Raw genomic sequence first — 24,197 nt, 5'->3', positions numbered from 1 at the left:
TTTATAAAAAGGGAACGACCTCTTTATCCGATCGGACAAAGAGGTCGTTCCCTTTTCAACATAGCAGATAAATCGCTATCTCATCGTCTTCTCCTGTCTGATTTTATAGCCTTTCATCTGCACATCCTTCATTACACGCAGGAAGTTGTGTCCCCATACTTTCATGAGCTCTTCGGTGGAGAATCCTCTGCGAAGCATTTCGATGGTCAATCGTTTCATTGCAGAAGCATCTCTGCAGCCGATCACCTCCCCATCGCCATCAAAATCGGAGCCGATACCGACATGGTCTATCCCGACAAGCTCTCTGATATGTTCGACATGATCTATCACATGAAGCAGAGAGGCCTCGTTTGAAGGTTCATATACAAATCCCTTGTACATACAGACCTGCACAACACCGCCGCATTCGGCTATGGCTTTGATCTGATCATCGTACAAATTTCTGGGATGATCGCAGATTGCCCGTGCACCGGAATGCGATGCGATGATGGGAGACGTGCTCACCTCAAGGACATCTTCTATGGTTCTGATACCGGCGTGAGAGACATCCACCATAACGCCCCAAGTGTTCATTTGTCGGACCACTTCTCGTCCGAGGGAGCTGAGTCCGTTATTCGTATGGTTGCTTCGCGATGCACTGTCGCAGATTGCGTTATCTCCATTATGACAGAGCGTGATGTACTTCACTCCCATCTTTGCAAACTCTTCCACCTTGTCCGGATCTCCTCCCAGTGCATAGCCGTTTTCTATTCCGAGTATGATGCTTTTGCGGTTGTTCTCCTTATTGACATACAAGTCTTTTGACGAGAAAGCGAGCCGGGCAGCTCCTCCGCTGTTCTTGACTGCCGTCTTCAGCTTTCGGATCCGTTCCAGAGCATACTCATAAGCCTTCGCGTGCCCTTCCGGTGAGATTTCTCCTTGCGGAAGATAAGCCACCATCACTGCGGCATCCAGATTTCCGGCTCTCATCTTGGGGAGATCCACCAACGCTTTATCACTCAGGGCGGTCAGGTCGTAAGGTTCGTCATTCTTGAAGAGCATCGGTGTGTCCGTATGCGAGTCGAGAGTAAGATGTTTGCCATGAAAAGTACGAGCTTCGGCATACAGTGTAGCCTCTTTGACAAGGAAAGAGAACAGGGCGGCTTGCTCTTCGGACTCTCCTTCGGACACCATTGCCTCCGGATGCCACTGTACTCCCATGGCGTTATGTTCCGGATAGGCGTCTATCGCCTCCACTATTCCGTCCCTTGCCGTGGCGCAGACGCGGATGCTTTTGCCCAACCGTCCCACCGCCTGATGGTGAAAAGAGTTGACATAGATACTCTCCTGTGCTCCGAAAACATCTGAAAGTCGGCTCTTCTTCTCCATACTTACCGAGTGCCAGGGTTCGCTCCGGTGCGATGTCTGTACATGAAGGACTCCCTCCTGCTCGCAGGCGGAAGGAATATCTTGTATCATCGAACCTCCGAGCACGACATTCAGCAGCTGCATTCCGCGACAGATGCCAAGCAGCGGGATACCGCGTTCGAGAGCCGTGATGACCACTGCCATGTCGAAGGCGTCCTTCACCCAGTCCGCCGCTCCGAGCTTCGGATGGGGCTCTTCTCCATACCAAAGCGGATGAGCGTCCGCTCCTCCCGTCACGAGGATTCCATGACATCGCTCCACGGCCTGCACCGTTGCCTCCGTATCGTTGGAGTAGGGTATGATGTAAGGTGCGCCTCCGCTGCGGATCACCGCCTTTATGTAGTTGTCTCTCAACTCCTGATCCACGCCGGCATGATTGGCAGTGATTCCGATCAGCGGCTTTTTATCCTCCGATCCCACCGTGAGTCTTCTCACTTTCTCACGCAAAGCCGCGAGATTTGCAAACTCTATTCCTCTGTTATTTTTCATATCGGACTACTGATTTTTTCATTATCCCATGCTCTTTCTGCAAAGATAGCATTTACATCTCTTAGTTATGACCCGAAGCAGAGATTCGTTCCTCTCCGGCGGCTGATAAACAGGGTTGATGAGGGGGATGATTCACGGCCTCCTGTCCGGTCATGATCAAAACCGAGCCGAATCATTACCCTTCGGGAAAAAGGAGCAAAAATTTTTGTCAATTCTTATTGAGCAATAACCGTATTGTAAACGGTGAATAATCCGGCTGATAATGATCAAAAACTGATTTCTTACTTACCAATTCTATATTTCTCGCCGTGAAACCAATATTTCACGGCGAGAAACCAATATTTCACGGCGAGAAACTAATATTTCACGGCGAGAAATATAGAATTGATAATTAACAATAGAACTTTTGATTGGCAACTTTTTAATTTTTAATCATTGGAAATAGAGCTTTCGAACGGCAGCTTTCGGGGTGCAGATCATTGGAAATAGAGCTTCCGAACGGCAGCTTTCGGGGTGCAGATCATTGGAAATAGAGCTTCCGAACGGCAGCTTTCGGGGTGCAGATCACTGGAAATAGAGCTTCCGAACGGCAGCTTTCGGATTATCACTTTATCGCTTTTCAACCATTGTACGGGCACAAACATCCGTTCGAGAAGAAGATCCGGGCTTGACGAAAAGCTGTTGAGCCAAAGGAGATTCAGTCTCAAGAAGAGAAAAAAGATGATGCAAAGAGAGCTCGGAAAGAAGATCTTCGAGAAAAGGAAAGGTGCCGGAAAGGCTCCGAACAGGAGGATGCGGGCATTTTTTATTAAGTTTGTCCTCATGAAATATTTGGAAGAGATCTCGGAGTTTCGCTCCTCTCCGGAGCTTGTGGAGAAGCTGTACAGGTACGGCATATTGAAAGTTTATGAGGCGGGCAGCGTTATTCTGAATGAGAATGCGCACATCCGCTCTATCCCGATCGTGATGAAAGGCGTGATGAAGGTGTTGCGCACGGAGGAAGACGGCAGGGAGATTCTGCTCTATTATATCCGTGCGGGAGAGAGCTGCATCATGTCTTTCCTCGGAGGTCTGCACCATGAGACGAGCAAAGTACGGGTGGAGATCGAGGAGGACGCGGAGATCCTCTTCCTTCCGGTAGACAAGGTTTCGCTCTTTATGAGGGAACATCCGGAGTGGCTGGATTATATCTTCCGCTCTTATCATAAGCGGTTCGAGGAGCTGTTGGAAACAGTCAATGCCATCGCCTTCAAGAGAATGGACGAACGTCTGCTGGATCTGATCCGGAAGAAGGTAGAGCTGACCGGAAACAACACGATCCAGATCACTCACGAACAGCTTGCCGGCGAGCTGGGGACTGCAAGAGCCGTGGTCTCGCGCCTGCTCAAACAGCTCGAAGAGGCAGGCATCGTGCGGCTGGGGCGCAACAAGATTTCCGTTGTGTGACTAAAGTAGCTGTGAGAACCGGCAAAGATGGCGACCTTTGTTCCATGATAAAACAGAAGAGTTTATGTATGTAATAGGTTATCTGGCATCCGTCTTGATCGGTCTTTCTCTCGGACTCATCGGGGGCGGAGGAAGTATTCTGACCGTCCCGGTCCTTGTCTATCTGTTTGGCGTGAATCCCGTCTTGGGCACAGCTTATTCTCTTTTCATTGTGGGAGCCACGAGCGCCGTGGGGAGCGTCTCGTACTTCCGTCGCTCGCTGGTGGATGTGCGGACGGCTGTGGTGTTCGGCATTCCGTCCATCGTATCGGTCTTTCTGACAAGAGCCTATATCATTCCCGCCATCCCGCAGGAGATCTTGAGAGTGGGAGGCTTCGTGCTTGACAAGAGTATGTTCCTGATGCTTCTGTTTGCGGTACTGATGCTTGCAGCCTCAATCAGCATGATCAGACCGGGAGGCAAAAGGGAGAGCAAGGCAGATAACGGTCGCAAGTTCGGACGCTTTCCTTATCTTCTGATCCTGATCGAAGGCGCCGTGGTAGGCTCGCTCACCGGTCTTGTCGGCGCAGGTGGCGGCTTCCTGATCATTCCCGCCTTGGTGGTGCTCGGGGGGCTTCCCATGAAACAAGCCATCGGTACTTCCCTGGTGATCATATCCGCCAAGTCTCTTCTCGGATTCCTCGGAGAGAGTAATTTCCCGGGACTCGACCGGACTCTCTTGTTGTCGGTTACCGGATTCGCAATAGTCGGAATATTCATCGGGATGAAGCTGTCTCAGTACATTGATGGAGCAAAACTGAAACCGGCTTTCGGCTGGTTCGTCTTCGTGATGGGAATATATATCATCCTGAAAGAGACAATCTTCGCATAAGTAAACGTTGTGTGACTAAAGTAGCTGTACAAGAGAAGAAATAGCTGCATCTTTGTATCGTTAAGCAAATATTCAAGCATTCAACAACCATGAAAGTAGAACAAATTTATACAGGATGCCTTGCTCAGGGCGCATACTACATCACCTCAATGGGGGAAGCTGCCATCATCGACCCTCTCCGTGAAGTGGCTCCATACCTCGAGAGACTAAAGCGTGACGGGGTACAACTGAAGTATATACTGGAAACCCATTTCCATGCCGACTTTGTGAGCGGACACCTCGACCTGAGTCGTGCAACGGGAGCACCGATCATCTACGGACCGACAGCCAAACCGGAGTTTGATGCCATCGTTGCGGAAGATAACCAAGTCTTCCAATTGGGTAAAGCCAAAATCAAAGTGCTCCACACTCCGGGACACACCATGGAAAGCTCCTGCTTCCTTCTTATAGACGAAGAGGGACATGAGACAGCTCTTTTCAGTGGAGACACACTCTTCCTTGGAGATGTCGGCAGACCGGATCTTGCACAAAAGGCGGCGAATCTGACCCAAGAAGAGCTGGCAGGTCTGCTCTATGATAGTCTCTATAACAAGATTCTTCCCCTATCGGACGATATAACGGTCTATCCGGCTCACGGTGCAGGATCGGCATGCGGAAAGAATATGATGAAAGAGACAGTGGACAGCCTTGGAAACCAAAAAAAGGTCAATTATGCCCTTAACCAACCCAGCAAAGAAGCATTCATAGCATCGGTAATAGAAGGCTTACTCCCTCCTCCTGCCTATTTCGGAGGAAATGTTGCCATGAACAAGCAAGGGTACGATAGCATCGAAACCGTACTGGAGAGAGGTTTGTCTGCACTCTCGGCTGAAGATTTTGAGACAATGGCAGAAAGATCCGGAGCACTCATCCTCGATACGAGAGCTCCCGGTACATTTGCGCAGGGCTTCATCCCTCGCTCTATCAACATAGGTATAGATGGCGACTTTGCTCCATGGGTCGGTACAATGATCGTTGACGTCAAACAGCCACTACTCCTCGTAACGGATGTCGGACGAGAAGAAGAGGTGATCACAAGACTGAGCCGCGTGGGCTTTGATAACGTACTTGGCTATCTGGACGGAGGTTTCGATACATGGAGAGCTTCGGGCAAAGAGACAGACCGGGTGGAATGCATCACTGCGGAAGAGTTTGCACAACGATTCGCTTCCGAAAAGACTCTCGTGATAGATGTCCGCAAAGAGAGCGAATACGCATCAGAGCACGTGGAAGAGGCTTACAGCCGTCCGCTCGCCTATATCAACGATTGGATTTCAGACCTTCCTCAAGACCAACACTTCTATATCCACTGTGCAGGCGGCTACCGCAGCATGATCGCATCAAGCATCCTGCAGGCGAGAGGCTATCGCAACTTTACCGACATTGAAGGTGGCTTTGGCAGCATAGCACAAACAGACATCCCTAAAACCGATTTTGTATGTCAAAGCAGAACATCAAAAAGATAATATCATTTTCCTTACTTATAATTATAGCATTTCTCATGTTTGGATTACTAAAGAACCTTTTCTCTCAGCCTGACGATCAGGCTCTCACAGAAGCTATCCGCTCCGGAGCTTTCCTTGTAGACGTACGTACTTCGGGCGAGTTTGCATCCGGCTCTGTTTCCGGAGCTGTGAACATTCCGTTGGATCAGATAGAGTCTCGTCTCAACGAGTTCAAAGACAAGAAGACCATCATAGTATTCTGTCGCAGTGGTAACAGAAGTGGTCAGGCAAAAAGCATTCTTGAACGCAGCGGCTTCACCAATGTCCTCAATGGTGGCACTTGGGAACATGTCGCATCTCTCAAAGGCAACAAATAACACCAACTTCATAAGCTCGGCATTCTTTCGAGGCACACTCTCGAACCGGTTCCTCCGAACCATCCTCCATAACACCGAGTCATAAACCAAGGATCTCTTGCTCTGTCGCTCTCAGATATTCTGAGTTGCACGACATGGGCAAGAGATCCTCTTTGTTATCTATCTTTTCAAAAAGCTTTTATTTGTTTTTAGAGGTTTGATTTGGATTTAACTGCTTTCCTCTATTCCCATGCACCTGAGAATATTGTCTGTTAACTCCATCTGTTCCTTTATTGGCGTTAATTTGATTTGAATGATTTTGTTGAGGGGTGATTTTTTTGCTCATTGTAATAAGTTGTTGATTGAATTATAAATATACTCTTCTTATAAAAGACCTTTTTTCATTATGGGATTAAATATACCTTCTCCTATATCTTCCAACAAAGAAGAGATTTTCTAAGCAATTTTCAAAATATCCGCGCACATCAACAAACAAAATAAAACCTCCCGATTTCATTTTGAAATTGGGAGGTTTACATTGCGCTACTTTTTTACTGTGGTGCCACCAGGAATCGAACCGGGGACACAAGGATTTTCAGTCCTTTGCTCTACCAACTGAGCTATGGCACCATCACTTGATCGTGATTCGCTTGCAAAGGTAGATCTTTTTTTTGAATCTCCAAATGTTTCGCCCATTTTTCTTCATTTTTTTCTGTTGAAATGGCTATTTTCTGCCTTTTCTATATCTTTATGTCCTGCATAACAGAAAGAAGAGAAAGAGAAAGATGGATAAATTGCACCCCATTATGTTTGTCGGAACAGGTTCGGATGTCGGGAAGTCGGTTGTAAATGCCGGTTTCTGTCGTGTATTCTTACAGGATGGCTACTCGCCTGCTCCGTTCAAGGCACAAAACATGTCTCTGAACAGCTATGCTACGCCGGATGGTTTGGAGATAGGGCGTGCGCAGGCAGCACAAGCAGAAGCGTGCGGACTGGCATGCTCGGTGGAGATGAATCCGATACTCCTCAAGCCGAGCGGCAATCTCACTTCGCAGGTGATTGTTAATGGAAAACCATGCGGCAATGCTACGGCAAAGAGCTATTTTCGAGGCAACTTCCGTCAAGATCTTTTCGAGCATGTTCTCACGGCTTATCACAAATTGGAGCAGAAGCATAACCCTATCGTGATAGAGGGAGCAGGGAGCATTTCCGAGCTCAACCTGAAAGATAAAGACATTGTCAATATGCGAGTTGCCGTGGCAACCCGGGCAGCTACTTACCTTGTTACGGACATAGACCGAGGCGGGGTGTTTGCAAGTGTTTATGGCAGTATCATGCTTCTGCCTCCGGAAGAGAGAGCCTGCATAAAGGGCGTTATCATCAACAAGTTCAGAGGCGATATCTCTCTATTCGATGAGGGGAAAAAGATCATCAAAGAGCTTACCGGCGTACCCGTTGTAGGCGTTTTGCCTTACGCCCCGGATATATACATCGAGCAGGAAGACAGCGTTGTGCTGGAACGTTTGCAGACCAAATCGAAGGAGGGAAAAATCAACATCGGGGTGGTTCGGCACAAACTCTTCTCCAACTTTACCGACTTCGATATGCTCTCGCAGATACCCGAAATCAACCTTTACTTCTCCGAAGACCCCATGGAGATAGCCAAAGCGGACATCATCATCATTCCCGGTTCAAAAAATACCATTGCAGACTTGGAACGTATGCACGAAAACGGCATGGCGGAAGTGATATTGAAGCATCACAAAGCAGGCAAATCTCTCTATGGTATATGCGGTGGATACCAGATGATGGGCAGGAGCGTTCAAGATCCTCACCATATTGAGGGCGATCAGGAATACACCAACGGCTTGGGCATTCTTCCCGTAGATACTATTATAAGTACGGAGAAAAGCACCAAGAGCTGTACGTTCTCGTTCATGAACGAATCCATTCACGGAACGGGTTATGAGATACACATGGGTGTAACGAAAACGGACAAACCTCTCCTCCGAACGAGCCACAATGAAGAGGATGGCTATATTCTGAACTCTCGCACATGGGGCACATATCTTCACGGCATCCTGGATAATGCTTCGGTGATCAACCGTATCATACAGGAAATAGATCCCAACTTCCACACCGACATAGACTACAAAGCAAAGAAAGAGAAGGGTTTCAATGCCCTTGCAGACCTCATACGAACCCACGTGGATATGGACTATATCTACCAAACAATGAAGCAGGAATGATCAACGGACACGGAGACGACTCACATCTATTCGGTCGGGAGGGTCTGCTGGACTTTAGTTCAAACATCCCCTACCGCAACCACTCGGACGCGATCATCGCTCACATCCGAGAGGTACTGCCTCGGATAAAAAACTATCCCGATCCCAATGCTTCAAAGCTTACCTCTCTGCTTGCCCGGAGACAACGGCAAAAGGAGAACTCGATAGTCGTAACCAACGGCTCCACAGAGGCATTCTACATCACGGCTCAGGCTTACAAAGGGGCAAAAAGCATGGTTGCCATCCCCTCTTTTGCCGAGTACGAAGATGCCTGCTCTCGTTTCGGACATCGGATCTCCTACCTCACATATCCGGAGATTACAGCCAGAAAGGTGAAGCCATACGATATGCTTTGGATGGCTTATCCGAACAATCCGGACGGCTATATTATTTCCACCGACATCCTTACCGATATATTGGAACAGTGTCCCGATACGCTTGTCGTGGTAGATACCGCCTACTCCGAACTTTCTCACACTCCCATTCGGATAGATAGCCTTCACAGCCGTTATCCCAACCTTATCACCATCCATTCTCTGACCAAGACATTCGCCATTCCGGGGCTTCGCTTGGGCTACATCGTTGCATCCGAAGAGATAGCCGAGCAGGTCTCATCCATGCGTATGCCCTGGTCGGTCAATGCTTTGGCGCAGGAAGCAGGATCTTACATCATGGAACATTACGAGGAGCTGCTCCCTCCATCGGAAGAGCTGATAGCAGAGTGCCGACTCTTCAGAGGTGAACTTCTGAACGAGATAAACCGGCTGACGATCTCCCCCACCTCTTCCAACTTTTTTCTGGCACAGCTTTCCAAAGGGGATGCAAAGAGCTTGAAGTCGTACCTGATAGAGCAGCACGGCATCCTTATCCGCAATGCCGACAACTTCAGAGGGCTCTCCCCTCAACATTTCAGAGTATCGGTGCAAGGTCCGGAAGCCAACCGCAGACTGCTCGAAGCTCTTCAGGACTATCTCTCACAGACTTCCATCTAAAACGGCAACCGCCCTCATTTCATGATCTATTCCGTAGCACCTCTTCTTTTAGGCTGGAGCATAGATGCTCTTATAGGTGATCCTTACTCACTCCCACACCCTATCCGGCTCTTCGGAAACCTTATTGCTTTCGGAGAAAAGATACTGAACAGAGGTTCTCATCGCAGGCTCAAAGGGACACTGTTATCGCTGTTTTTGGTTGGGTTGGTTATCGGAGTCTTTTGGCTGGCAACCTATCTCCTCTCCCCTTATCCCCTGTTCAAAGGCATCTTTGAAGCGATCTTTATTTTCTACGGACTAAGTGCAAGGCAGCTTGTGAAAGAGGCTCTTGCCGTAGAGCACTTTGTCCAAACAGACGATCTTACGGGGGCACGGCACAGAGTGGGCTATATTGTAGGACGAGACACAAGCAACCTCTCGTTCAATCAGATACGCACAGCCACACTGGAGACACTGGCAGAAAATCTCTCGGATGGTGTCGTCGCTCCCCTCTTCTTCTATGCCATTGGGGGCGTTCCGCTTATGATGGGATATAAAATGATAAATACGCTGGACTCCATGATAGGATACAAGAACGAGAGATACGGAGAGTTCGGCTACTTTGCCGCCAAAATCCTGGACGATTGGGCCAACTATCTCCCCGCCCGAATCACTGCAATACTCATCTGGATGCTTCACCCCACCCGGCAGGTATGGCATCACATCCGGAGGTATGCACGTGCGCACTCCAGCCCCAACAGCGGATACCCGGAGTCTGCCATGGCAGGACTTTTAGGTTGCCGTTTCGGGGGTCCCAATGTCTACCATGGGAAGTTGGTGGAGAAACCATACATAGGAGAGATCGAACGGGACATCACTCACGCAGATCTCATCAGAGGCTGTCGGGTAGTCTCTGTCGTTACACTGCTCAGTGTCGGTATCGTTTGCGGAATACTCCTTCTGCTATGATGGTCGCTACTCCGTTTTCGGGACTCTTATCTTGTGAGGCATCTCAAACGGAATGATCATAGAAAGCTCCACAAAGCCCATATAACTCCCCTCTTCGTACCAAGGGATTTGGTAGATGAGCTTCTTCACCCCGTTTTTCTCTATTGTGTAGGCATTCTTAGTCTGCTTTTCCATCATCTCTTTTAGCATGGAACGCGCCGGTTCAGGGTGGCAATCCAGTACATTGCTCCCTATCAGATTCTGTCCCGGTTTCTGATTCACCTTTTTGCTTTGCTCGTTCATCTCTATGATGATGCCGTCTTTATCGCAGACGGTTACGGCAATATCTGCCTCATTGAGATAGTTTATCATAAATAGTCTATGTTTAAGTTTAGAGCCTACCAACGGCTCTTTTTATTTCCCTTATGGCTGACATCAAGGGTTAGACACCGGTTTTGTTTTATAATCCGGTATTTCGTAGAAGTAGATATTCTCTCCTTTTTCTCCGCCATAAGCCTTGTTAAATGCCTCTACACGAAAGATAGAATATTTCCCGGCTTGTTTCTTAGGCAAGTCGATATAGATTAAGTAAGCCATTTGCCTTGGACCTCCTATAAATTCTCTTACTGCCTGTACGGACTGTATAGCCACCGGAACATCATCTGCATACACCTTAAACTCAATTTGATCAGGCTCGACAGAAAGATCGACCTCCTCTGTTTTTTCCGATTTCACCTTACCGCTCCAAACATCCTGCCCGTAAGAAAGCAGTCTGCCCAAGCTCATCGGACGAGTATAAATAATCATACTCGGATAACCTCCATTTACACTGAAAACGGTAGTGCCATACAGTTCGAGACGATGATACCGAGGATTGATTGTCAGATCCTTATCCGCTACAACATTCCAAGCCCAAAACTCCAGCCGCATATCTTTCTCTTCGACTTTCAGTTCCTTCGGATATTCATTGGGTCGGATGGCATAGATTGCCATGTACTTTCCTTTCTCAACATTCGGGATAGAGTAAAAGCCCTCATTATTGGTATACGCAGAATAGGCAACAGAGAAGTTCGGATAAAATAGAGCAACAAAGCAGCTGTCAATCGGATTGCCATTAAAGTCTGTTGCTCTCCCTGAAATTGTAATTGTATCACTGTTTTGCGCATAGGAGATTCCCATCACACAAATAGAGAGAAAAAGGGTAAGTAAGTTGCGTCTCATTTCAATGTTATTTACTGCTTTCCAAACGTATTAACACCCTGCGAATATACATATTTTATTCATGCCGAATATACTATTTTTCACATCTGTAAAGGCAAAAAACGAATATGTTCCCTACTCTCATCTTTAGCTCTACTTCTCACTCCGTTAGTAGAAAAAATTGTCCCTATACACTATAAAAAGATGCTCTAAACGGCAATACAAATTGCCTTAAAGCTATTCAGTATCCTAAATCAAGGCTCGACTTCCCTACTTCAAAGCTTGCTCCGCACTTTTCAAGGTTTGATTTCTACAAATCACACCTCGATTTCAAAACCTTAATCCGTTGAGTGTAAGATATAAATGTATTCAGTGAAACATCCGAACCTGTTAAAGTCTATTTCTATGGCTTCTCTTCGCTTTCGGGGAATGTGGATATAAAACAAAATCACCGCTGTATGAAAAGTTCATACAGCGGTGGTTCTATCTATTCTCTCTTTGGAGAGATTAAGCTAATTCTGCTTGTATTTTAGCGATGCTCTCTTTGGCATCACCGAGAAGCATAAGCACTTTTTCTTTGTTGCTGTAAAGCGGATTCTCTACTCCGGCATAACCCGGTTTGAGGTCGTAGTTACAGAAGATGATACGCTTTGCTTGGTCGGCAAGAAGAATAGGCATACCATAGATTGGAGTGCCTTCTGCTTCACGAGCGGCAGGGTTCACCACGTCGTTTGCTCCCACTACGATAACAAGGTCGGTAGAGGCAAAATCCGGATTGATACGCTCCATTTCGTAGAGTTCATCATAATCCACGTTTGCCTCAGCCAATAGAACATTCATGTGTCCCGGCATACGACCGGCAACCGGATGGATTGCAAAACGGACATCAGCACCTTTCTTGCGAAGAGATTGTGCCAACATTGCCACCTGCTGCTGTGCCTGAGCAAGTGCCATACCATATCCCGGTACGATAATGACACGTTGTAGATCGTTAAGAAGAGCAGACAGAGAAAGCTCTGTTCCGGAATTGCTGCTCATCGGAGCTTCTGCTACTATCTCATTGAGAGCCTTATCTATCTTGGCGATGCTCTCTTTGGCATCACCGAGAAGCATTGTTACCTTTTCTTTATTGCTGTACAACGGATTCTCTACTCCGGCATAGCCCGGCTTGAGGTCGTAGTTACAGAAGATGATATGCTTGGCTTGGTCGGCAAGAAGAACAGGCATACCGTAGATAGGAGTGCCTTCCGCCTCACGAGCAGCAGGGTTCACCACATCGTTTGCGCCGATTACGATTACAAGATCGGTAGCTGCAAACTCAGGGTTGATGCGATCCATTTCGTAAAGTTCTTCGTAGTCCACATTTGCCTCAGCGAGTAGAACATTCATGTGTCCCGGCATACGACCGGCAACCGGATGGATTGCAAACTTCACGTCTGCACCTCTACCTCTCAAAGCATTTGCCAATGCCGCAACCTGCTGCTGTGCTTGCGCGAGTGCCATACCGTAACCCGGTACGATGATGACGCGCTTAGCAGTCTGTAATACAGAAGCAAAAGATGGATCCGCAGCCTTTGGAGCTTCCTCCGGAGCAGACTCAAGCGATTCATTAAGAGCCTTATCTATCTTGGCGATGCTCTCTTTGGCATCACCGAGAAGCATTGTTACCTTTTCTTTATTGCTGTACAATGGGTTCTCTACTCCGGCATAACCCGGCTTGAGATCGTAGTTACAGAAGATGATATGCTTGGCTTGGTCGGCAAGAAGAACAGGCATACCGTAGATAGGAGTGCCTTCCGCTTCACGAGCGGCAGGGTTCACCACATCGTTTGCGCCGATTACGATGACAAGATCAGTAGCGGCAAACTCCGGATTGATACGCTCCATTTCGTAGAGTTCTTCGTAATCCACGTTTGCTTCTGCCAATAGGACGTTCATGTGTCCCGGCATACGACCGGCAACCGGATGGATTGCAAACTTAACATCTGCACCTCTACCTCTCAAAGCATTTGCCAATGCCGCAACCTGCTGCTGTGCTTGTGCAAGAGCCATACCGTAACCCGGTACGATGATAACACGCTTGGCACTCTGAACGATTGTACCCAAAGAAGGAGCAGCAGCTTGTGGCTTTTCTGCTTTTACAGGTTCCGCCTGCTTCTTTTGAGCAACCGGAGCAGGAGTATCTTTCGGGAAGAGGATATTCATAAGGCTTCTATTCATCGCTCTACACATAATCTGTGTGAGGAAGAGACCCGATGCTCCAACGATACCTCCGACTATAACAAGGAGAGGATCGCCCAATGCCATACCGGCTATACCGCCTGCCACTCCGGAAAGAGAGTTAAGCAGTGAGATGGTGATAGGCATATCCGCACCACCTACACGGATGGCGAAGAGGTGCCCAAAGAGTCCGGCACTGAGAATAGCGATGATGATCCAGACTATTGCAGATGAACCTATCAAGACATCAGCACCTACGATGGCACTCCAAACAAGGCAAACAGCCATGATGGTAGCTGCTCCCATAAGAGCGGAACGGTGTCTCGGTATCACAATGGGTCTTCCCGGAAATACGCCATGAAGCTTTGCCGCAGCAACCAAACTGCCTGTAAACGTAAGCGCACCGATAAGAATGGCAAGCATGGATGTGATATTTCCAAAGGTCAGATGCTCCAATGCCGAAAGATCATAAGCAATGGTTGCTCCGCTCATCACCACAGCACCTACAAGCATAGAGGCCAAACCTCCGATACCATTGAGCAAACCCACAAGCTGTGGCATCTGTATCATCTTGACTGTTCTGGATAACCAGATCCCGACAACAGAGCCGATAAGAATACAGATAATAATGGGGACGAGTGCTGCAAAATTGAAACGTACAACGGTAAGCAGTACCGCCAAAAACATGGCTACCGCACTCACTCTGTTTCCAAGCCGTGCCTTGGTTACTTTTGTCATCATGACAAGACCAAGGATAACGAGAAGAGAGATAGCGATAGAAAGGATTACTACAACTGATGGAGAGAGATTCATTCGTCCTTCCCTCCTTTCTTTTTATTGAAGAAACCCAGCATTCTTTCGGTAACACCAAAACCACCCACAATGTTGATAGTGGCAAGAATAAGTGCCGAATATGCAATAATATAGAGCAATGTTACTCCAAAACCGGCAGGCAGTACCCTTAATGCCACAATAACAGATATGGATCCCAAGATGGTTATACCCGATAAAGCATTCATGCCGGACATAAGTGGCGTATGCAGCAAACTCGGAATCTTACTAATGATAAGGTACCCCACTATGGACGAAACTACGAAGAGGAGTACAAGAACAAGCGGACTCATAATAAATGTGATCTGATTATCCTGATTTTATAAAAAGAAAAAGACCACTCGCAAACCCGTCCTTTGAGGATGAACTTTCCGAGTGGTCTCTAAAAAATTTATGATTACGCAATACCCATTGCTTCTTTAGTTCCGACGTGAAGTATCTCTCCGTTATTGGTTACCAATGCACTGGATACCACCTGATCCGTCATATCGAGGTTAAGCTTGCCTCCCGGAACAAAATATTTTACCATCTGATACATGTTCTCAGAGAACATATAAGTGGAGGCTTGAGGGATCATACCCGGAATGTTCTTGATACCATTGAGTATCACTCCGTGTTTAATCTCTTTCTTACCCGGAGGTGTGATCTCACAGTTACCACCTTGGTCTATCGAGATGTCCACTATACAAGAGCCACGCTTCATGCCTTTGACCATATCTTCGGTAATAAGCACAGGAGCAATCTTACCCGGTACAAGAGCACTCAAGAATACTATATCCATGTCCTTGATGGCTTCACGGATCACTTCTCTCTCCTTAAGCAACCATTCGTTAGGCAAATGTTTTGCATATCCGCCTTCTCCAACACCGAGTTCATCCGGAACAGAAGTTTCGATAACCTTGGCTCCAAGACTTGTTGCCTGTTCGCGAGCAGCAGGACGGATATCCATAGCGTAAGTGGTAGCTCCAAGACGGCGAGCAGTTGCAAGAGCTTGAAGACCGGCTACACCTACTCCGATGATCAATGCTTTAGCAGGAGGCATAGAACCAACCGCAGAGAAGATAGGAGGTATAAACTTCACCATATCGTCCGCAGCCATGATAATACCCTTGTAACCCGCACATGTACTCATGGATGTAAGTGCATCGAGCTGTTGTGCTCTGGATATACGAGGAATACCATCAAGAGTAATAGAAATAACACCGCGCTTTGCAAGATTTCTTACCATATCGTGGTTCACCGGAGATGCAGGGTGGATAAAAGTGATAAGCACTTGTCCTTCCTTCATCATGTCCACTTCATGAATGTTGAGAACACTATTGAAAAGAGGCTCTTTCACCTTCAAGATAAGATCTGCATCATTGTAGATGGACTTCACATCCGTACGGATTTCAGCACCTGCAGCCTTGTAGTCTTCATCGTGATAGAGAGCACCCTCTCCGGCTTCCGCTTCAAAAAGGACACGGAAACCATCTTGCACAAATTTGCGCACGGTATCGGGAGTGGCAGAGACGCGATGCTCGCCACTCATTATTTCTTTTGGAATACCTATTATCATTGTTGTTTGTAGTATTTGTGGTTTTATTCTATGATAGTTACCCAGCCATGCTTATCCTCTACATCACCATATTGGATACCGCGTAGGGTTTCGTACATCTTTGTGGATATAGGACCGGCCTTGCCATCTTTAGAGAAGACGTAGCTCTTATTCTCGTCAAGGTCGTCCACTCTCAATATTGGAGAGATCACTGCAGCAGTACCGCAAGCTCCGGCTTCCTCAAATGTTTCGAGCTCTTCTACCGGAATATGGCGACGCTCAACCTTCATACCCAAATCCTCTGCGATTTGGCAAAGACTCTTGTTTGTAATAGAAGGAAGAATGGAAGGAGAATCCGGAGTAATGTATGTATTATTCTTGATTCCAAAGAAGTTAGCCGGACCGCATTCGTCAAGATACTTCTTCTCTTTAGCGTCAAGGAATAGCACCGCAGAGTAGCCTTTTTCGTGGGCAATATGACCCGGTTTAAGGCTGGCAGCATAGTTTCCACCCACTTTGATAGTACCTGTACCAAGAGGAGCTGCACGGTCGTAGCCACGCATGATAGCCATTGGAGTAGGCTTGAATCCATCTTTGAAGTACGGGCCAACAGGTGTAACGAACACCAAGAACATATATTCCGAAGCAGGCTTCACGCCTACCAAAGGACCTACACCGATAAGCAACGGACGGATATAAAGCGATGCCCCACTTTCGTAAGGCGGAACAAAGTGTTCGTTTGCTTTGACTACCATCTTAACGGCTTCGAGAAACTTTTCTACCGGGAACTCCGCCATCATGATACCATGAGCAGAATCTGCCAAACGGCGAGCATTCTCTTCCGGACGGAAAAGACGAATCTTACCATCTTTGCCTCGGAAAGCTTTTAGACCTTCAAATGCTTCCTGACCATAGTGCAAGCACGAAGATGCCATGTGGATGTTGATGTTAGTATCCTGAGAAAGTTGTAGCTCTCCCCATTTACCATCTTTGTACTCGCATCTTACGTTGTAGTCCGTAGGATAATAACCAAATGTAAGTTGGCTCCAATCTGGGTTTTTCATTGAAACTTAATAATATTAATATAAGACATAAGCTATTCAAAGAAGACAAAGACACGGAAACGTCTCTGCCCTATCTCCTCGCAAAGCTACGTATTATTTCCTGAAATAAAAAGAAGAAATAGGGATTTAATTCTTCACTCTCCTCTTCACAAGAAATTCGCAAGATAAAAGCTCTTTTTCCCATTCCTTTTTAACCCCCTTTTCCCTCTCCATTTTTATATATTCCATACCACCTAAAACACCCTATTTTTATCACTCTCTATTTTAATCAGAGATAGTATTTTCAGAGCGCGACCGAATTGTTAAATCAGCCCCGATTTATTAACACAATTTCCGATACCCGTTAAGCAAAAACGGTAAACAAGCATATTGTTTCGGCTTAACGTATTTAATTTTTCAATGAACACGTTTACCGATTTCATTTAATACGTTTACCGGATTCAATTAACGTGTTTAGAATTTTCACATATAGTTCTGGCTATTAACATTTTACCGTTTTTCTCCTCTTTTTTGCCGTTTTCGAGCATAAAATAGGATTAGGATTTATTTACACAACACCCTGTTAAAATTCACCCATATTAACGCGAAAAAGCCCCATCAAACGGACTGAAGAAAAAATTTTTCCGAATTTAAGATTTTCGGCAAAAATCTAAAAATCAAATACTTAACAGATGCCGAAAATTTTCCAAAGAGAAAATCAAGACAGAGAGGGAGGGAAAATCGGGCAAAATCAAGAGTTCGTTTTTATATAAAAGTTCCGCCAAAAGCCCCTTTTGAATCGGGACAAAAAGCCTCTTGAAAAGGGCAAAATTGAAGTATCATTCCTATCCTCCAAAAACCAGATACAGATAATAAAAAATAGCTATCTTTGTGCATTAAGACTCTAAGCTCCTTTTCTTGCTCCGTGCAAGCTGCACAGAGAAGAAAAAGACAAGACTCTAAACCTAATGTTCAGTAGCAAAAAACAACATATCAACTGGAAGGAAGATGGTGGTACAAAGATATGTATGACCATAGGAGAGTTGGCGCAGATGTACGGCATCACCGAAAGCATTTTGCGCTACTGGGAGAAGTGCAAGCTGATATCCCCCCGAAAGTCTAAAAAAGGTACCAGATACTACCATAAAAAAGATGTGGAACAGGTGGACAGAGTCTATTACCTTGTGCAAGAACAAGGCTTTACCGTGGAGGCTGCAAAGAGAAAACTCTCTGAGAAACAGCCTTCGGACGGTAAAAGTGTCGTGGATAAGCTCATGGAGATAAAGGCAGGGATAGATGCCTTGATAGAGCAGTGCGACTACATCATCGAGCGAAGAGAAAAATCAGAACATTCCTAACTGATTTGACGCGTACATCGTAACGAAATGAAGACAAAATTTACAGGACACAGCTACCTGATATTTTTTTACCATCTGCTACTCTCGTGGCTGATGTTTAACATAGGACGTCTGGTATTTTATATCCATAACCTCTCATCTTACGACCATCTCTCGGCAGGTGAAATCTGGACTGCATGGCTCGGTGGACAGCGATTCGACATTGCGGCAATGGGCTACATCAACAGCCTCTATATGTTTGCATTCATCGTTTTAGGCTACTTCCCCGGCAGAGTAAGAGAGAGCAAAATCTCCTATCATCTGGTCAAGTGGCTCTTCCTGATACCGAATATTGCTGCAGTCATCCTCAATGTGGGAGATGCCGGATACTTTCCTTTTGTTCGCAAAAGAATGACGTCCACCGTCTTTCAAGAGTTCGGCGGAGACAATCCGTTCTTTCTCGTCTTGCGCCTTGCGTGGCAAAATCCGCTTCTTACCTCGGTTGCCATAGTCATGATTGCTCTCTTGATATGGGCTTACGGCAGGATAAAATATCGCAGCACCACAAACACCTCTGCACTTTGGAGGTTCATCATCACCACGGGGAAGGCTCTTGCCGTAGCGTTTGTTACGGTCGTCGGAATACGCGGAGGGCTTGTTCACAGCATACGTCCGCTCTCCCCTTTCAATGCACACTCGTATGTGAAAGAGGTTAAAGACCGTGATCTTGTCCTCAACACACCTTTCTGCATGATACGAACAGCAGACAAGAAGGTGCTCAAACTGATAGACTACATCCCACGAGAAGAGGCAGAGGCCCTCTTTTCCGCAACATATAAAGCCGCTCCACTCGGAGAGCAAGACTCTCTTTTTGGTTCATACAAAGATTATAACGTGATGATCCTGATCTTGGAGAGCTTTGCAAAAGAACACATAGGGGCATTACAGCCGGACGGCAAAGGGTTTTCTCCGTTCCTGGATGGTGTCATACGAGACAGCGCAACACTCTCGTTCCCCTACGCTTTCGCCAATGGCGTGAAGTCCATAGATGCTATGCCGTCGATAGTGGCAAGCATCCCGGCATTGGGATTGAACTTTGTTACCAGCAACTATTCCGGCAATGAGATAGACGGTATGGGCAGTTGCCTTATGCGACATGGCTATAAAGAGGCGGTCTTTATGCACGGTGCACCAAACGGCTCTATGGGATTCGATGCCTTCTCTACACACATGGGATACACCGGCTATCACGGCATGAAAGAGTACAACAACGACGCCGACTACGACAATGCTTGGGGAATATGGGATAAGAAATTCTTACCGACACTTCCTCCGGTGGTTACCGGACAATCCTCTCCATGGCTTACAACGATATTCACACTGTCGAGTCATCATCCGTTTAAGCTGCCTAAAGAGGAGAAAGGAAAATATCCGGAGGGAAAGGTGGATCTGCAACGGATGATCGGCTATTCGGATGATGCCCTCCGGTTGTTCTTTGAAAAAGCATCTTCCGAACCATGGTTCGATAAAACGATATTTATCATTACCGCAGACCATACCTCGCAAAGCGCAAATCCTGCATATGCCAATGTTGTAGGACGATTTGCCATACCGCTTCTCTGGTATATACCCGGTAAGCCTTTGCCACAAGATATATACACCAACAAAGTAGTGCAACAGGCAGACATCTATCCGTCTCTACTCTACTTGTTGGGCATAGAAGATGAGATCGTTTCATACGGACACAATCTGTTCGATCCGCATTCCACTTCATACGCCGTGGTATTCGGCGGAGAGTATAATCTGATCTCAAAGGACGGAGTGTTTGCTCTTAACGAACAGACCGGAGAACGTAAAAGATTGGATCTTGACTCGGATCTGCTCCCGAAAAGAGATACGATACAATCTCATGTTATAACAGATAAAATGCTTCCAGCCGTTGTCATGGACTATAACAGACGGCTTGTGGAAAATAGATTGAGTGCAAAAAAGATAAAAGATAATACTACAAAATAAAGAATTAGATATGCTCACATCAGCAGAGATACGGCAAGCGTTTCTCGACTTTTTCGCCTCGAAGGAGCACCATATAGTGCCCTCGGCTCCAATGGTTATTAAAGATGACCCGACGTTGATGTTTACCAACGCAGGGATGAATCAGTTTAAGGATATAATATTGGGCAATGCTCCCATCAAGTACCCTCGTATAGCAGACTCACAAAAGTGTCTCCGCGTAAGTGGTAAGCACAATGACCTTGAGGAGGTAGGGCATGACACCTATCACCATACCATGTTTGAGATGCTTGGTAACTGGTCTTTCGGCAACTATTTCAAGCAAGAAGCCATCTCATGGGCTTGGGAGTTCCTTGTGGATGTTCTCGGTCTGGACAAAGACAGAATATATGTAACGGTCTTTGAAGGCTCGCCGGAAGAAAATCTTGAACGAGACAACGAAGCAGCTTCTTTCTGGAAAGCCTACCTTTCTGAAGACAGAATCATAGACGGTAATAAGAAAGACAACTTCTGGGAAATGGGAGATACAGGTCCTTGTGGTCCTTGTTCCGAAATTCATATAGACCTTCGCCCGGATAACGAACGCCGTGAGGTAGAGGGCAGAAGCCTTGTGAACCATGATCATCCGCAGGTCATAGAGATATGGAACCTGGTGTTCATGCAGTATAACAGGAAAGCGGACGGGACTTTGGAGCCATTACCGAATAAGGTAATAGATACCGGTATGGGCTTTGAGCGTCTCTGCATGGCTCTTCAAGGCAAGACATCCAACTACGATACCGACATCTTCCAGCCGATTATCCAAAAAATTGCATCGGACTGCCGCATACCGTATGGCAGCAATCCCAAGACAGATGTGGCGATGCGCGTTATTGCAGACCATATCCGTACTATTGCATTCTCCATCACGGACGGACAGCTGCCGTCCAATGCGAAAGCAGGCTATGTGATACGCCGTATCCTTCGTCGGGCTGTTCGCTATGGTTATACTTTCCTTGAACGCAAAGAGGCTTATATGTACTCCCTCATCCCTACACTCATAGAGGTTATGGGAGAAGCTTATCCGGAACTGCCGGCACAGCAAAATCTGGTACAGAAAGTGATGAAAGAGGAAGAAGAGTCTTTCCTACGTACTCTTGAGACCGGTATTCACATTCTTGAAGGATATGTAGAGGCTCTTAAAGCAGAAGGGAACAAGGTTCTTCAAGGCAGTAGGGTGTTTGAGTTATACGACCGCTACGGTTTCCCTACGGATTTAACGGAGCTAATCCTTCGCGAACATGGTTTGGAGTCAGACTTGAAAGGCTTTGAGGTGGAAATGAACAAGCAGAAAGAGAGAGCTCGTAACGCTGCCGCCATCGAAGCAAAAGATTGGGTCGAACTGTCCGAAGGGTCTCCCGAATTTACCGGATACGATTTCACTGAGACCACAGATGCTCATATTCTCCGCTATCGTCAGGTTACGAAGAAGAAGCAAACCTATTATCAGATCGTGATGGACAAGTCTCCATTCTATGCCGAAATGGGTGGACAGGTAGGAGATACCGGCGTAATGATCGGCGCGGAAGATGGTGAGAGCATCACCATACAAGATACGGTGAGAGAGAATAACCTGCCCATACATATCGTTGAAGCTCTTCCGAAGAACCCTTCACAGCCATTTACCTTGAAGGTCGATGTGGAAAAACGCATTGCAACAGAGTGTAACCACACCGCAACGCACCTGCTTCACGAAGCTCTCAGAGAGGTATTGGGTACACACGTAGAGCAGAAAGGATCTTATGTATCCTCTGAAGTTTTACGCTTCGACTTCGCTCACTTCTCCAAGATGACACAGGAAGAGATACGTCTTGTAGAGCGTAAGGTTACCGAAAAGATACGTGAAAACCTCACAAGAGAAGAGATGCGCAACATCCCTATTGCTGAAGCAAAGGCAATGGGAGCCATGGCTCTGTTCGGTGAAAAATATGGTGAAGAGGTTCGCGTGATTCGTTACGGCAACAGCGTCGAGCTTTGTGGTGGTACGCACATATCGGCTACGGGACGCATCGGAACATTCAGAATTGTTTCAGAGTCCTCCATTGCAGCAGGTATCAGACGTATAGAAGCAGTTACCGCAAAGCATGCAGAAGATTATCTGTACGGTATGCAGACCACCATTCAGTCCGTACAAGAGCTGTTCCACAATGCTCCGAACGTTGTACAGGCAATACACAAGCTGCTCGAAGAAGATGAAGCTCTCAGAAGAGAGATACGTGAGGCGGCAGAGCTGTCCAAGAGACAAATCATCAAAGAACTGCTTTCACAAGATCATCCGGTCGTGAATGGCGTTAAGGTGATCCAGATCAAGCAAAACCTCAAACCCGAAATCGCCAAAGACGTAGCCTTTACGGTAAAGGCGGAAATCGGCACAGACAGTTTTGTATGCCTTGCAGGCTCTTACTCCGAAGAAGAGAAAAAGTGTACCATAACACTGATGTTGGGAGACGCTGTCGTTAGTCAGGGTGCCAACGCAGGCGCTTTGGTGAGAGCTGCAGGGAAGTTCATCCAAGGTGGTGGAGGTGGTCAGCCTCACTTCGCAACCGCAGGAGGTAAAAATCCTCAAGGACTCGATGAAGCATTGGACTTCATATTGGGCGAACTCCAATTGAGATAAACATAAACTCGATATGCAACCACGCTGTTCGGATACCATCATTCGACTTGACATCGAGGCAGATCTGCTCTCGAATGTCTTGCTTGAAATGGAGCCGGATGGCGTGGTTGTCGTTTGTGATACCCATACCCGGGAGCTTTGTCTTCCGCATCTTCTCTCCCGTCTCGGCTCATATACTCCCGAAGTTATCACCATAGAGCCGGGAGAACAAAACAAGAGTCTTGAGACGATAAGCCTCTTGTGGGACAGGTTTTACCACCTCAACCTCTCTCGCAAAACCGTTGTCATTCTTCTTGGAGGTGGCTCTCTTTTGGACATAGGAGGTTTTGCCGCATCCACTTTCAAGCGTGGGATGCCTTGCATCAATGTACCTACAACCATCTTGGCTGCCGTTGATGCCGCTGTCGGAGGCAAGAGAGGTTTCAACTTCAACGAGACCAAAAACATCATCGGTTCGTTCTACCCCTCTTCTTATGTGGGATTGGACCCCGGATTTTTCCGCACACTTCCCCTGACAGAAAAGCTTAGCGGATGGGCGGAGATACTGAAACATGCCCTTTTGGAGCCGGACAGAAAAGCACTTATAGAGCTGCTGAAAGAAGATCGACAGCCGGAAACTCTCTCTCTTCAAGAGTGGGGCAACCTGATTTCCCGATCCATTCGGACAAAACAGCGCATCGTCGAAGAGGATCCATACGAAAACGGCGTCAGACAGATGCTCAACCTTGGGCATACGTTCGGACACGCTGTGGAAGCCGATATGCTTCATAACAGAAAGAAAGAGCTGCCACACGGATTTGCAGTGGCTGCCGGCATCATCATGGAGCTTTATTTGAGCTTCAAGCTGCTCGGTTTTCCACAAGAGCTTCTCACTAAGGTCTGCTACTACATACGAGATACCTATCCGGTTGTTCCGTTCAACTGCAAAGCCTACAACACTCTCATTGCCTACATGGAGCAGGACAAAAAAAATCGTGGCAAGGTTATCTCCGCCGCACTGCTCAAGGACATCGGTCTGTATGCTTACGGCACACCTCTCTCTCCCACTCTGTGCAAAGAAGCCATGGATTTCTATCGAGACCTGTACAATACCTGACACC

The 24,197-nt window shown here is 46.9% G+C and carries 19 protein-coding genes and 1 tRNA gene; 11 read left to right on the top strand and 9 right to left on the bottom strand.

Annotation, left to right across the window (positions count from 1 at the left end):
- Positions 1–75: 75 nt before the first annotated feature.
- Entirely contained in the window at positions 76–1,896 is a 1,821-nt protein-coding gene (locus HQ43_RS01210) for a membrane dipeptidase (RefSeq protein WP_036788686.1), read from the bottom strand.
- A 720-nt stretch (positions 1,897–2,616) separates the two neighbouring features.
- Between HQ43_RS01210 and HQ43_RS01205 the strand changes: the two genes are divergently transcribed.
- From HQ43_RS01205 to HQ43_RS01190, 4 genes are all read left to right on the top strand, one after another.
- On the top strand, positions 2,617–3,342 hold the full coding sequence (locus HQ43_RS01205) for a Crp/Fnr family transcriptional regulator (protein WP_235305935.1): 726 nt from the start codon (positions 2,617–2,619) through the stop codon (positions 3,340–3,342).
- Positions 3,343–3,406: 64 nt separating this feature from the next.
- Positions 3,407–4,213: a sulfite exporter TauE/SafE family protein gene (locus HQ43_RS01200; RefSeq protein ID WP_036788682.1), complete on the top strand. Its 807-nt coding sequence runs from the start codon at positions 3,407–3,409 to the stop codon at positions 4,211–4,213.
- A gap of 89 nt (positions 4,214–4,302) precedes the next feature.
- The gene (locus HQ43_RS01195) at positions 4,303–5,718 is read left to right on the top strand and encodes an MBL fold metallo-hydrolase (RefSeq protein ID WP_036788678.1); all 1,416 of its coding nucleotides are present in this window, start codon (positions 4,303–4,305) and stop codon (positions 5,716–5,718) included.
- Between the two features lie 35 nt (positions 5,719–5,753).
- On the top strand, positions 5,754–6,074 hold the full coding sequence (locus HQ43_RS01190; RefSeq protein WP_235300051.1) for a rhodanese-like domain-containing protein: 321 nt from the start codon (positions 5,754–5,756) through the stop codon (positions 6,072–6,074).
- 178 nt (positions 6,075–6,252) lie between these two features.
- Here HQ43_RS01190 and HQ43_RS09980 read toward each other — a convergent pair whose 3' ends face one another.
- Positions 6,253–6,399 carry a hypothetical protein gene (locus tag HQ43_RS09980; RefSeq protein ID WP_200878525.1) on the bottom strand — a complete coding sequence of 49 codons (147 nt, stop codon included), beginning with the start codon at positions 6,397–6,399 and terminating at the stop codon, positions 6,253–6,255.
- Positions 6,400–6,610: 211 nt separating this feature from the next.
- Positions 6,611–6,683 (bottom strand) — tRNA-Phe (locus tag HQ43_RS01185).
- A gap of 155 nt (positions 6,684–6,838) precedes the next feature.
- On the opposite strand from HQ43_RS01185, the gene HQ43_RS01180 reads away from it, so the two are divergent.
- The 3 genes from HQ43_RS01180 to cbiB are packed head-to-tail and all read left to right on the top strand — an operon-like array spanning position 6,839 to position 10,281.
- Positions 6,839–8,302: a cobyric acid synthase gene (locus tag HQ43_RS01180; RefSeq protein ID WP_036788672.1), complete on the top strand. Its 1,464-nt coding sequence runs from the start codon at positions 6,839–6,841 to the stop codon at positions 8,300–8,302.
- The gene (locus tag HQ43_RS01175; protein ID WP_036788669.1) at positions 8,299–9,333 is read left to right on the top strand and encodes an aminotransferase class I/II-fold pyridoxal phosphate-dependent enzyme; all 1,035 of its coding nucleotides are present in this window, start codon (positions 8,299–8,301) and stop codon (positions 9,331–9,333) included. Before HQ43_RS01180 ends, HQ43_RS01175 begins: the two co-directional genes overlap by 4 nt.
- Positions 9,334–9,354: 21 nt before the next feature.
- Positions 9,355–10,281: an adenosylcobinamide-phosphate synthase CbiB gene (gene cbiB, locus HQ43_RS01170; protein ID WP_036788666.1), complete on the top strand. Its 927-nt coding sequence runs from the start codon at positions 9,355–9,357 to the stop codon at positions 10,279–10,281.
- Positions 10,282–10,287: 6 nt separating this feature from the next.
- Here cbiB and HQ43_RS01165 read toward each other — a convergent pair whose 3' ends face one another.
- The 6 genes from HQ43_RS01165 to HQ43_RS01140 all read right to left on the bottom strand — a co-directional run bounded on the left by HQ43_RS01165 (position 10,288) and on the right by HQ43_RS01140 (position 17,112).
- Positions 10,288–10,632: a PAS domain-containing protein gene (locus HQ43_RS01165; protein ID WP_036788663.1), complete on the bottom strand. Its 345-nt coding sequence runs from the start codon at positions 10,630–10,632 to the stop codon at positions 10,288–10,290.
- 63 nt (positions 10,633–10,695) lie between these two features.
- The gene (locus HQ43_RS01160) at positions 10,696–11,481 is read right to left on the bottom strand and encodes a carboxypeptidase-like regulatory domain-containing protein (RefSeq protein WP_036788660.1); all 786 of its coding nucleotides are present in this window, start codon (positions 11,479–11,481) and stop codon (positions 10,696–10,698) included.
- Between the two features lie 486 nt (positions 11,482–11,967).
- Positions 11,968–14,493, bottom strand: coding sequence for an NAD(P)(+) transhydrogenase (Re/Si-specific) subunit beta (locus HQ43_RS01155; RefSeq protein WP_036788657.1), 2,526 nt, complete (start codon positions 14,491–14,493; stop codon positions 11,968–11,970).
- Positions 14,490–14,804 carry an NAD(P) transhydrogenase subunit alpha gene (locus HQ43_RS01150; protein WP_036788653.1) on the bottom strand — a complete coding sequence of 105 codons (315 nt, stop codon included), beginning with the start codon at positions 14,802–14,804 and terminating at the stop codon, positions 14,490–14,492. The genes HQ43_RS01155 and HQ43_RS01150 overlap by 4 nt, the downstream gene beginning before the upstream one ends.
- A gap of 104 nt (positions 14,805–14,908) precedes the next feature.
- Positions 14,909–16,069 (bottom strand): NAD(P) transhydrogenase subunit alpha, encoded by a 1,161-nt coding sequence (locus HQ43_RS01145; RefSeq protein ID WP_036788650.1) that lies wholly within the window; start codon positions 16,067–16,069, stop codon positions 14,909–14,911.
- A 23-nt stretch (positions 16,070–16,092) separates the two neighbouring features.
- Positions 16,093–17,112, bottom strand: coding sequence for a branched-chain amino acid aminotransferase (locus HQ43_RS01140; protein ID WP_036788647.1), 1,020 nt, complete (start codon positions 17,110–17,112; stop codon positions 16,093–16,095).
- Between the two features lie 947 nt (positions 17,113–18,059).
- On the opposite strand from HQ43_RS01140, the gene HQ43_RS01135 reads away from it, so the two are divergent.
- Genes HQ43_RS01135 through HQ43_RS01120 form a run of 4 tightly spaced genes read left to right on the top strand, consistent with a single transcriptional unit; the run spans position 18,060 to position 24,193 of the window.
- The gene (locus HQ43_RS01135) at positions 18,060–18,449 is read left to right on the top strand and encodes a MerR family transcriptional regulator (protein ID WP_052079251.1); all 390 of its coding nucleotides are present in this window, start codon (positions 18,060–18,062) and stop codon (positions 18,447–18,449) included.
- 27 nt (positions 18,450–18,476) lie between these two features.
- Positions 18,477–20,444, top strand: a complete 1,968-nt coding sequence (locus tag HQ43_RS01130) for an LTA synthase family protein (protein WP_081964504.1) — start codon at positions 18,477–18,479, stop codon at positions 20,442–20,444.
- A 10-nt stretch (positions 20,445–20,454) separates the two neighbouring features.
- Positions 20,455–23,097, top strand: a complete 2,643-nt coding sequence (alaS, locus tag HQ43_RS01125; protein WP_036788639.1) for an alanine--tRNA ligase — start codon at positions 20,455–20,457, stop codon at positions 23,095–23,097.
- A 13-nt stretch (positions 23,098–23,110) separates the two neighbouring features.
- Positions 23,111–24,193, top strand: a complete 1,083-nt coding sequence (locus HQ43_RS01120; RefSeq protein WP_036788636.1) for a 3-dehydroquinate synthase — start codon at positions 23,111–23,113, stop codon at positions 24,191–24,193.
- Positions 24,194–24,197 lie beyond the last annotated feature (4 nt).

Source organism: Porphyromonas canoris (genome assembly GCF_000769115.1).
Taxonomy (GTDB): Bacteria; Bacteroidota; Bacteroidia; order Bacteroidales; family Porphyromonadaceae; genus Porphyromonas_A; species Porphyromonas_A canoris.
The sequence above is the reverse complement of the archived record's forward strand: the minus strand, read 5'-3'. Positions and strand labels throughout refer to the sequence as shown.

Excerpts from the sequence above, each read along its gene's own strand:
- cbiB (WP_036788666.1), top strand. The coding sequence starts at position 9,355 with ATGATCTATTCCGTAGCACCTCTTCTTTTAGGCTGGAGCATAGATGCT.
- HQ43_RS01210 (WP_036788686.1), bottom strand. The coding sequence starts at position 1,896 with ATGAAAAATAACAGAGGAATAGAGTTTGCAAATCTCGCGGCTTTGCGT.
- HQ43_RS01160 (WP_036788660.1), bottom strand. The coding sequence starts at position 11,481 with ATGAGACGCAACTTACTTACCCTTTTTCTCTCTATTTGTGTGATGGGA.
- HQ43_RS01205 (WP_235305935.1), top strand. The coding sequence starts at position 2,617 with ATGATGCAAAGAGAGCTCGGAAAGAAGATCTTCGAGAAAAGGAAAGGT.
- HQ43_RS01150 (WP_036788653.1), bottom strand. The coding sequence starts at position 14,804 with ATGAGTCCGCTTGTTCTTGTACTCCTCTTCGTAGTTTCGTCCATAGTG.
- HQ43_RS01130 (WP_081964504.1), top strand. The coding sequence starts at position 18,477 with ATGAAGACAAAATTTACAGGACACAGCTACCTGATATTTTTTTACCAT.
- HQ43_RS01145 (WP_036788650.1), bottom strand. The coding sequence starts at position 16,069 with ATGATAATAGGTATTCCAAAAGAAATAATGAGTGGCGAGCATCGCGTC.
- HQ43_RS01120 (WP_036788636.1), top strand. The coding sequence starts at position 23,111 with ATGCAACCACGCTGTTCGGATACCATCATTCGACTTGACATCGAGGCA.
- HQ43_RS09980 (WP_200878525.1), bottom strand. The coding sequence starts at position 6,399 with ATGAGCAAAAAAATCACCCCTCAACAAAATCATTCAAATCAAATTAAC.
- HQ43_RS01140 (WP_036788647.1), bottom strand. The coding sequence starts at position 17,112 with ATGAAAAACCCAGATTGGAGCCAACTTACATTTGGTTATTATCCTACG.
- HQ43_RS01195 (WP_036788678.1), top strand. The coding sequence starts at position 4,303 with ATGAAAGTAGAACAAATTTATACAGGATGCCTTGCTCAGGGCGCATAC.
- HQ43_RS01175 (WP_036788669.1), top strand. The coding sequence starts at position 8,299 with ATGATCAACGGACACGGAGACGACTCACATCTATTCGGTCGGGAGGGT.
- HQ43_RS01190 (WP_235300051.1), top strand. The coding sequence starts at position 5,754 with ATGTTTGGATTACTAAAGAACCTTTTCTCTCAGCCTGACGATCAGGCT.
- HQ43_RS01180 (WP_036788672.1), top strand. The coding sequence starts at position 6,839 with ATGGATAAATTGCACCCCATTATGTTTGTCGGAACAGGTTCGGATGTC.
- HQ43_RS01135 (WP_052079251.1), top strand. The coding sequence starts at position 18,060 with ATGTTCAGTAGCAAAAAACAACATATCAACTGGAAGGAAGATGGTGGT.
- HQ43_RS01155 (WP_036788657.1), bottom strand. The coding sequence starts at position 14,493 with ATGAATCTCTCTCCATCAGTTGTAGTAATCCTTTCTATCGCTATCTCT.
- HQ43_RS01200 (WP_036788682.1), top strand. The coding sequence starts at position 3,407 with ATGTATGTAATAGGTTATCTGGCATCCGTCTTGATCGGTCTTTCTCTC.
- HQ43_RS01165 (WP_036788663.1), bottom strand. The coding sequence starts at position 10,632 with ATGATAAACTATCTCAATGAGGCAGATATTGCCGTAACCGTCTGCGAT.
- alaS (WP_036788639.1), top strand. The coding sequence starts at position 20,455 with ATGCTCACATCAGCAGAGATACGGCAAGCGTTTCTCGACTTTTTCGCC.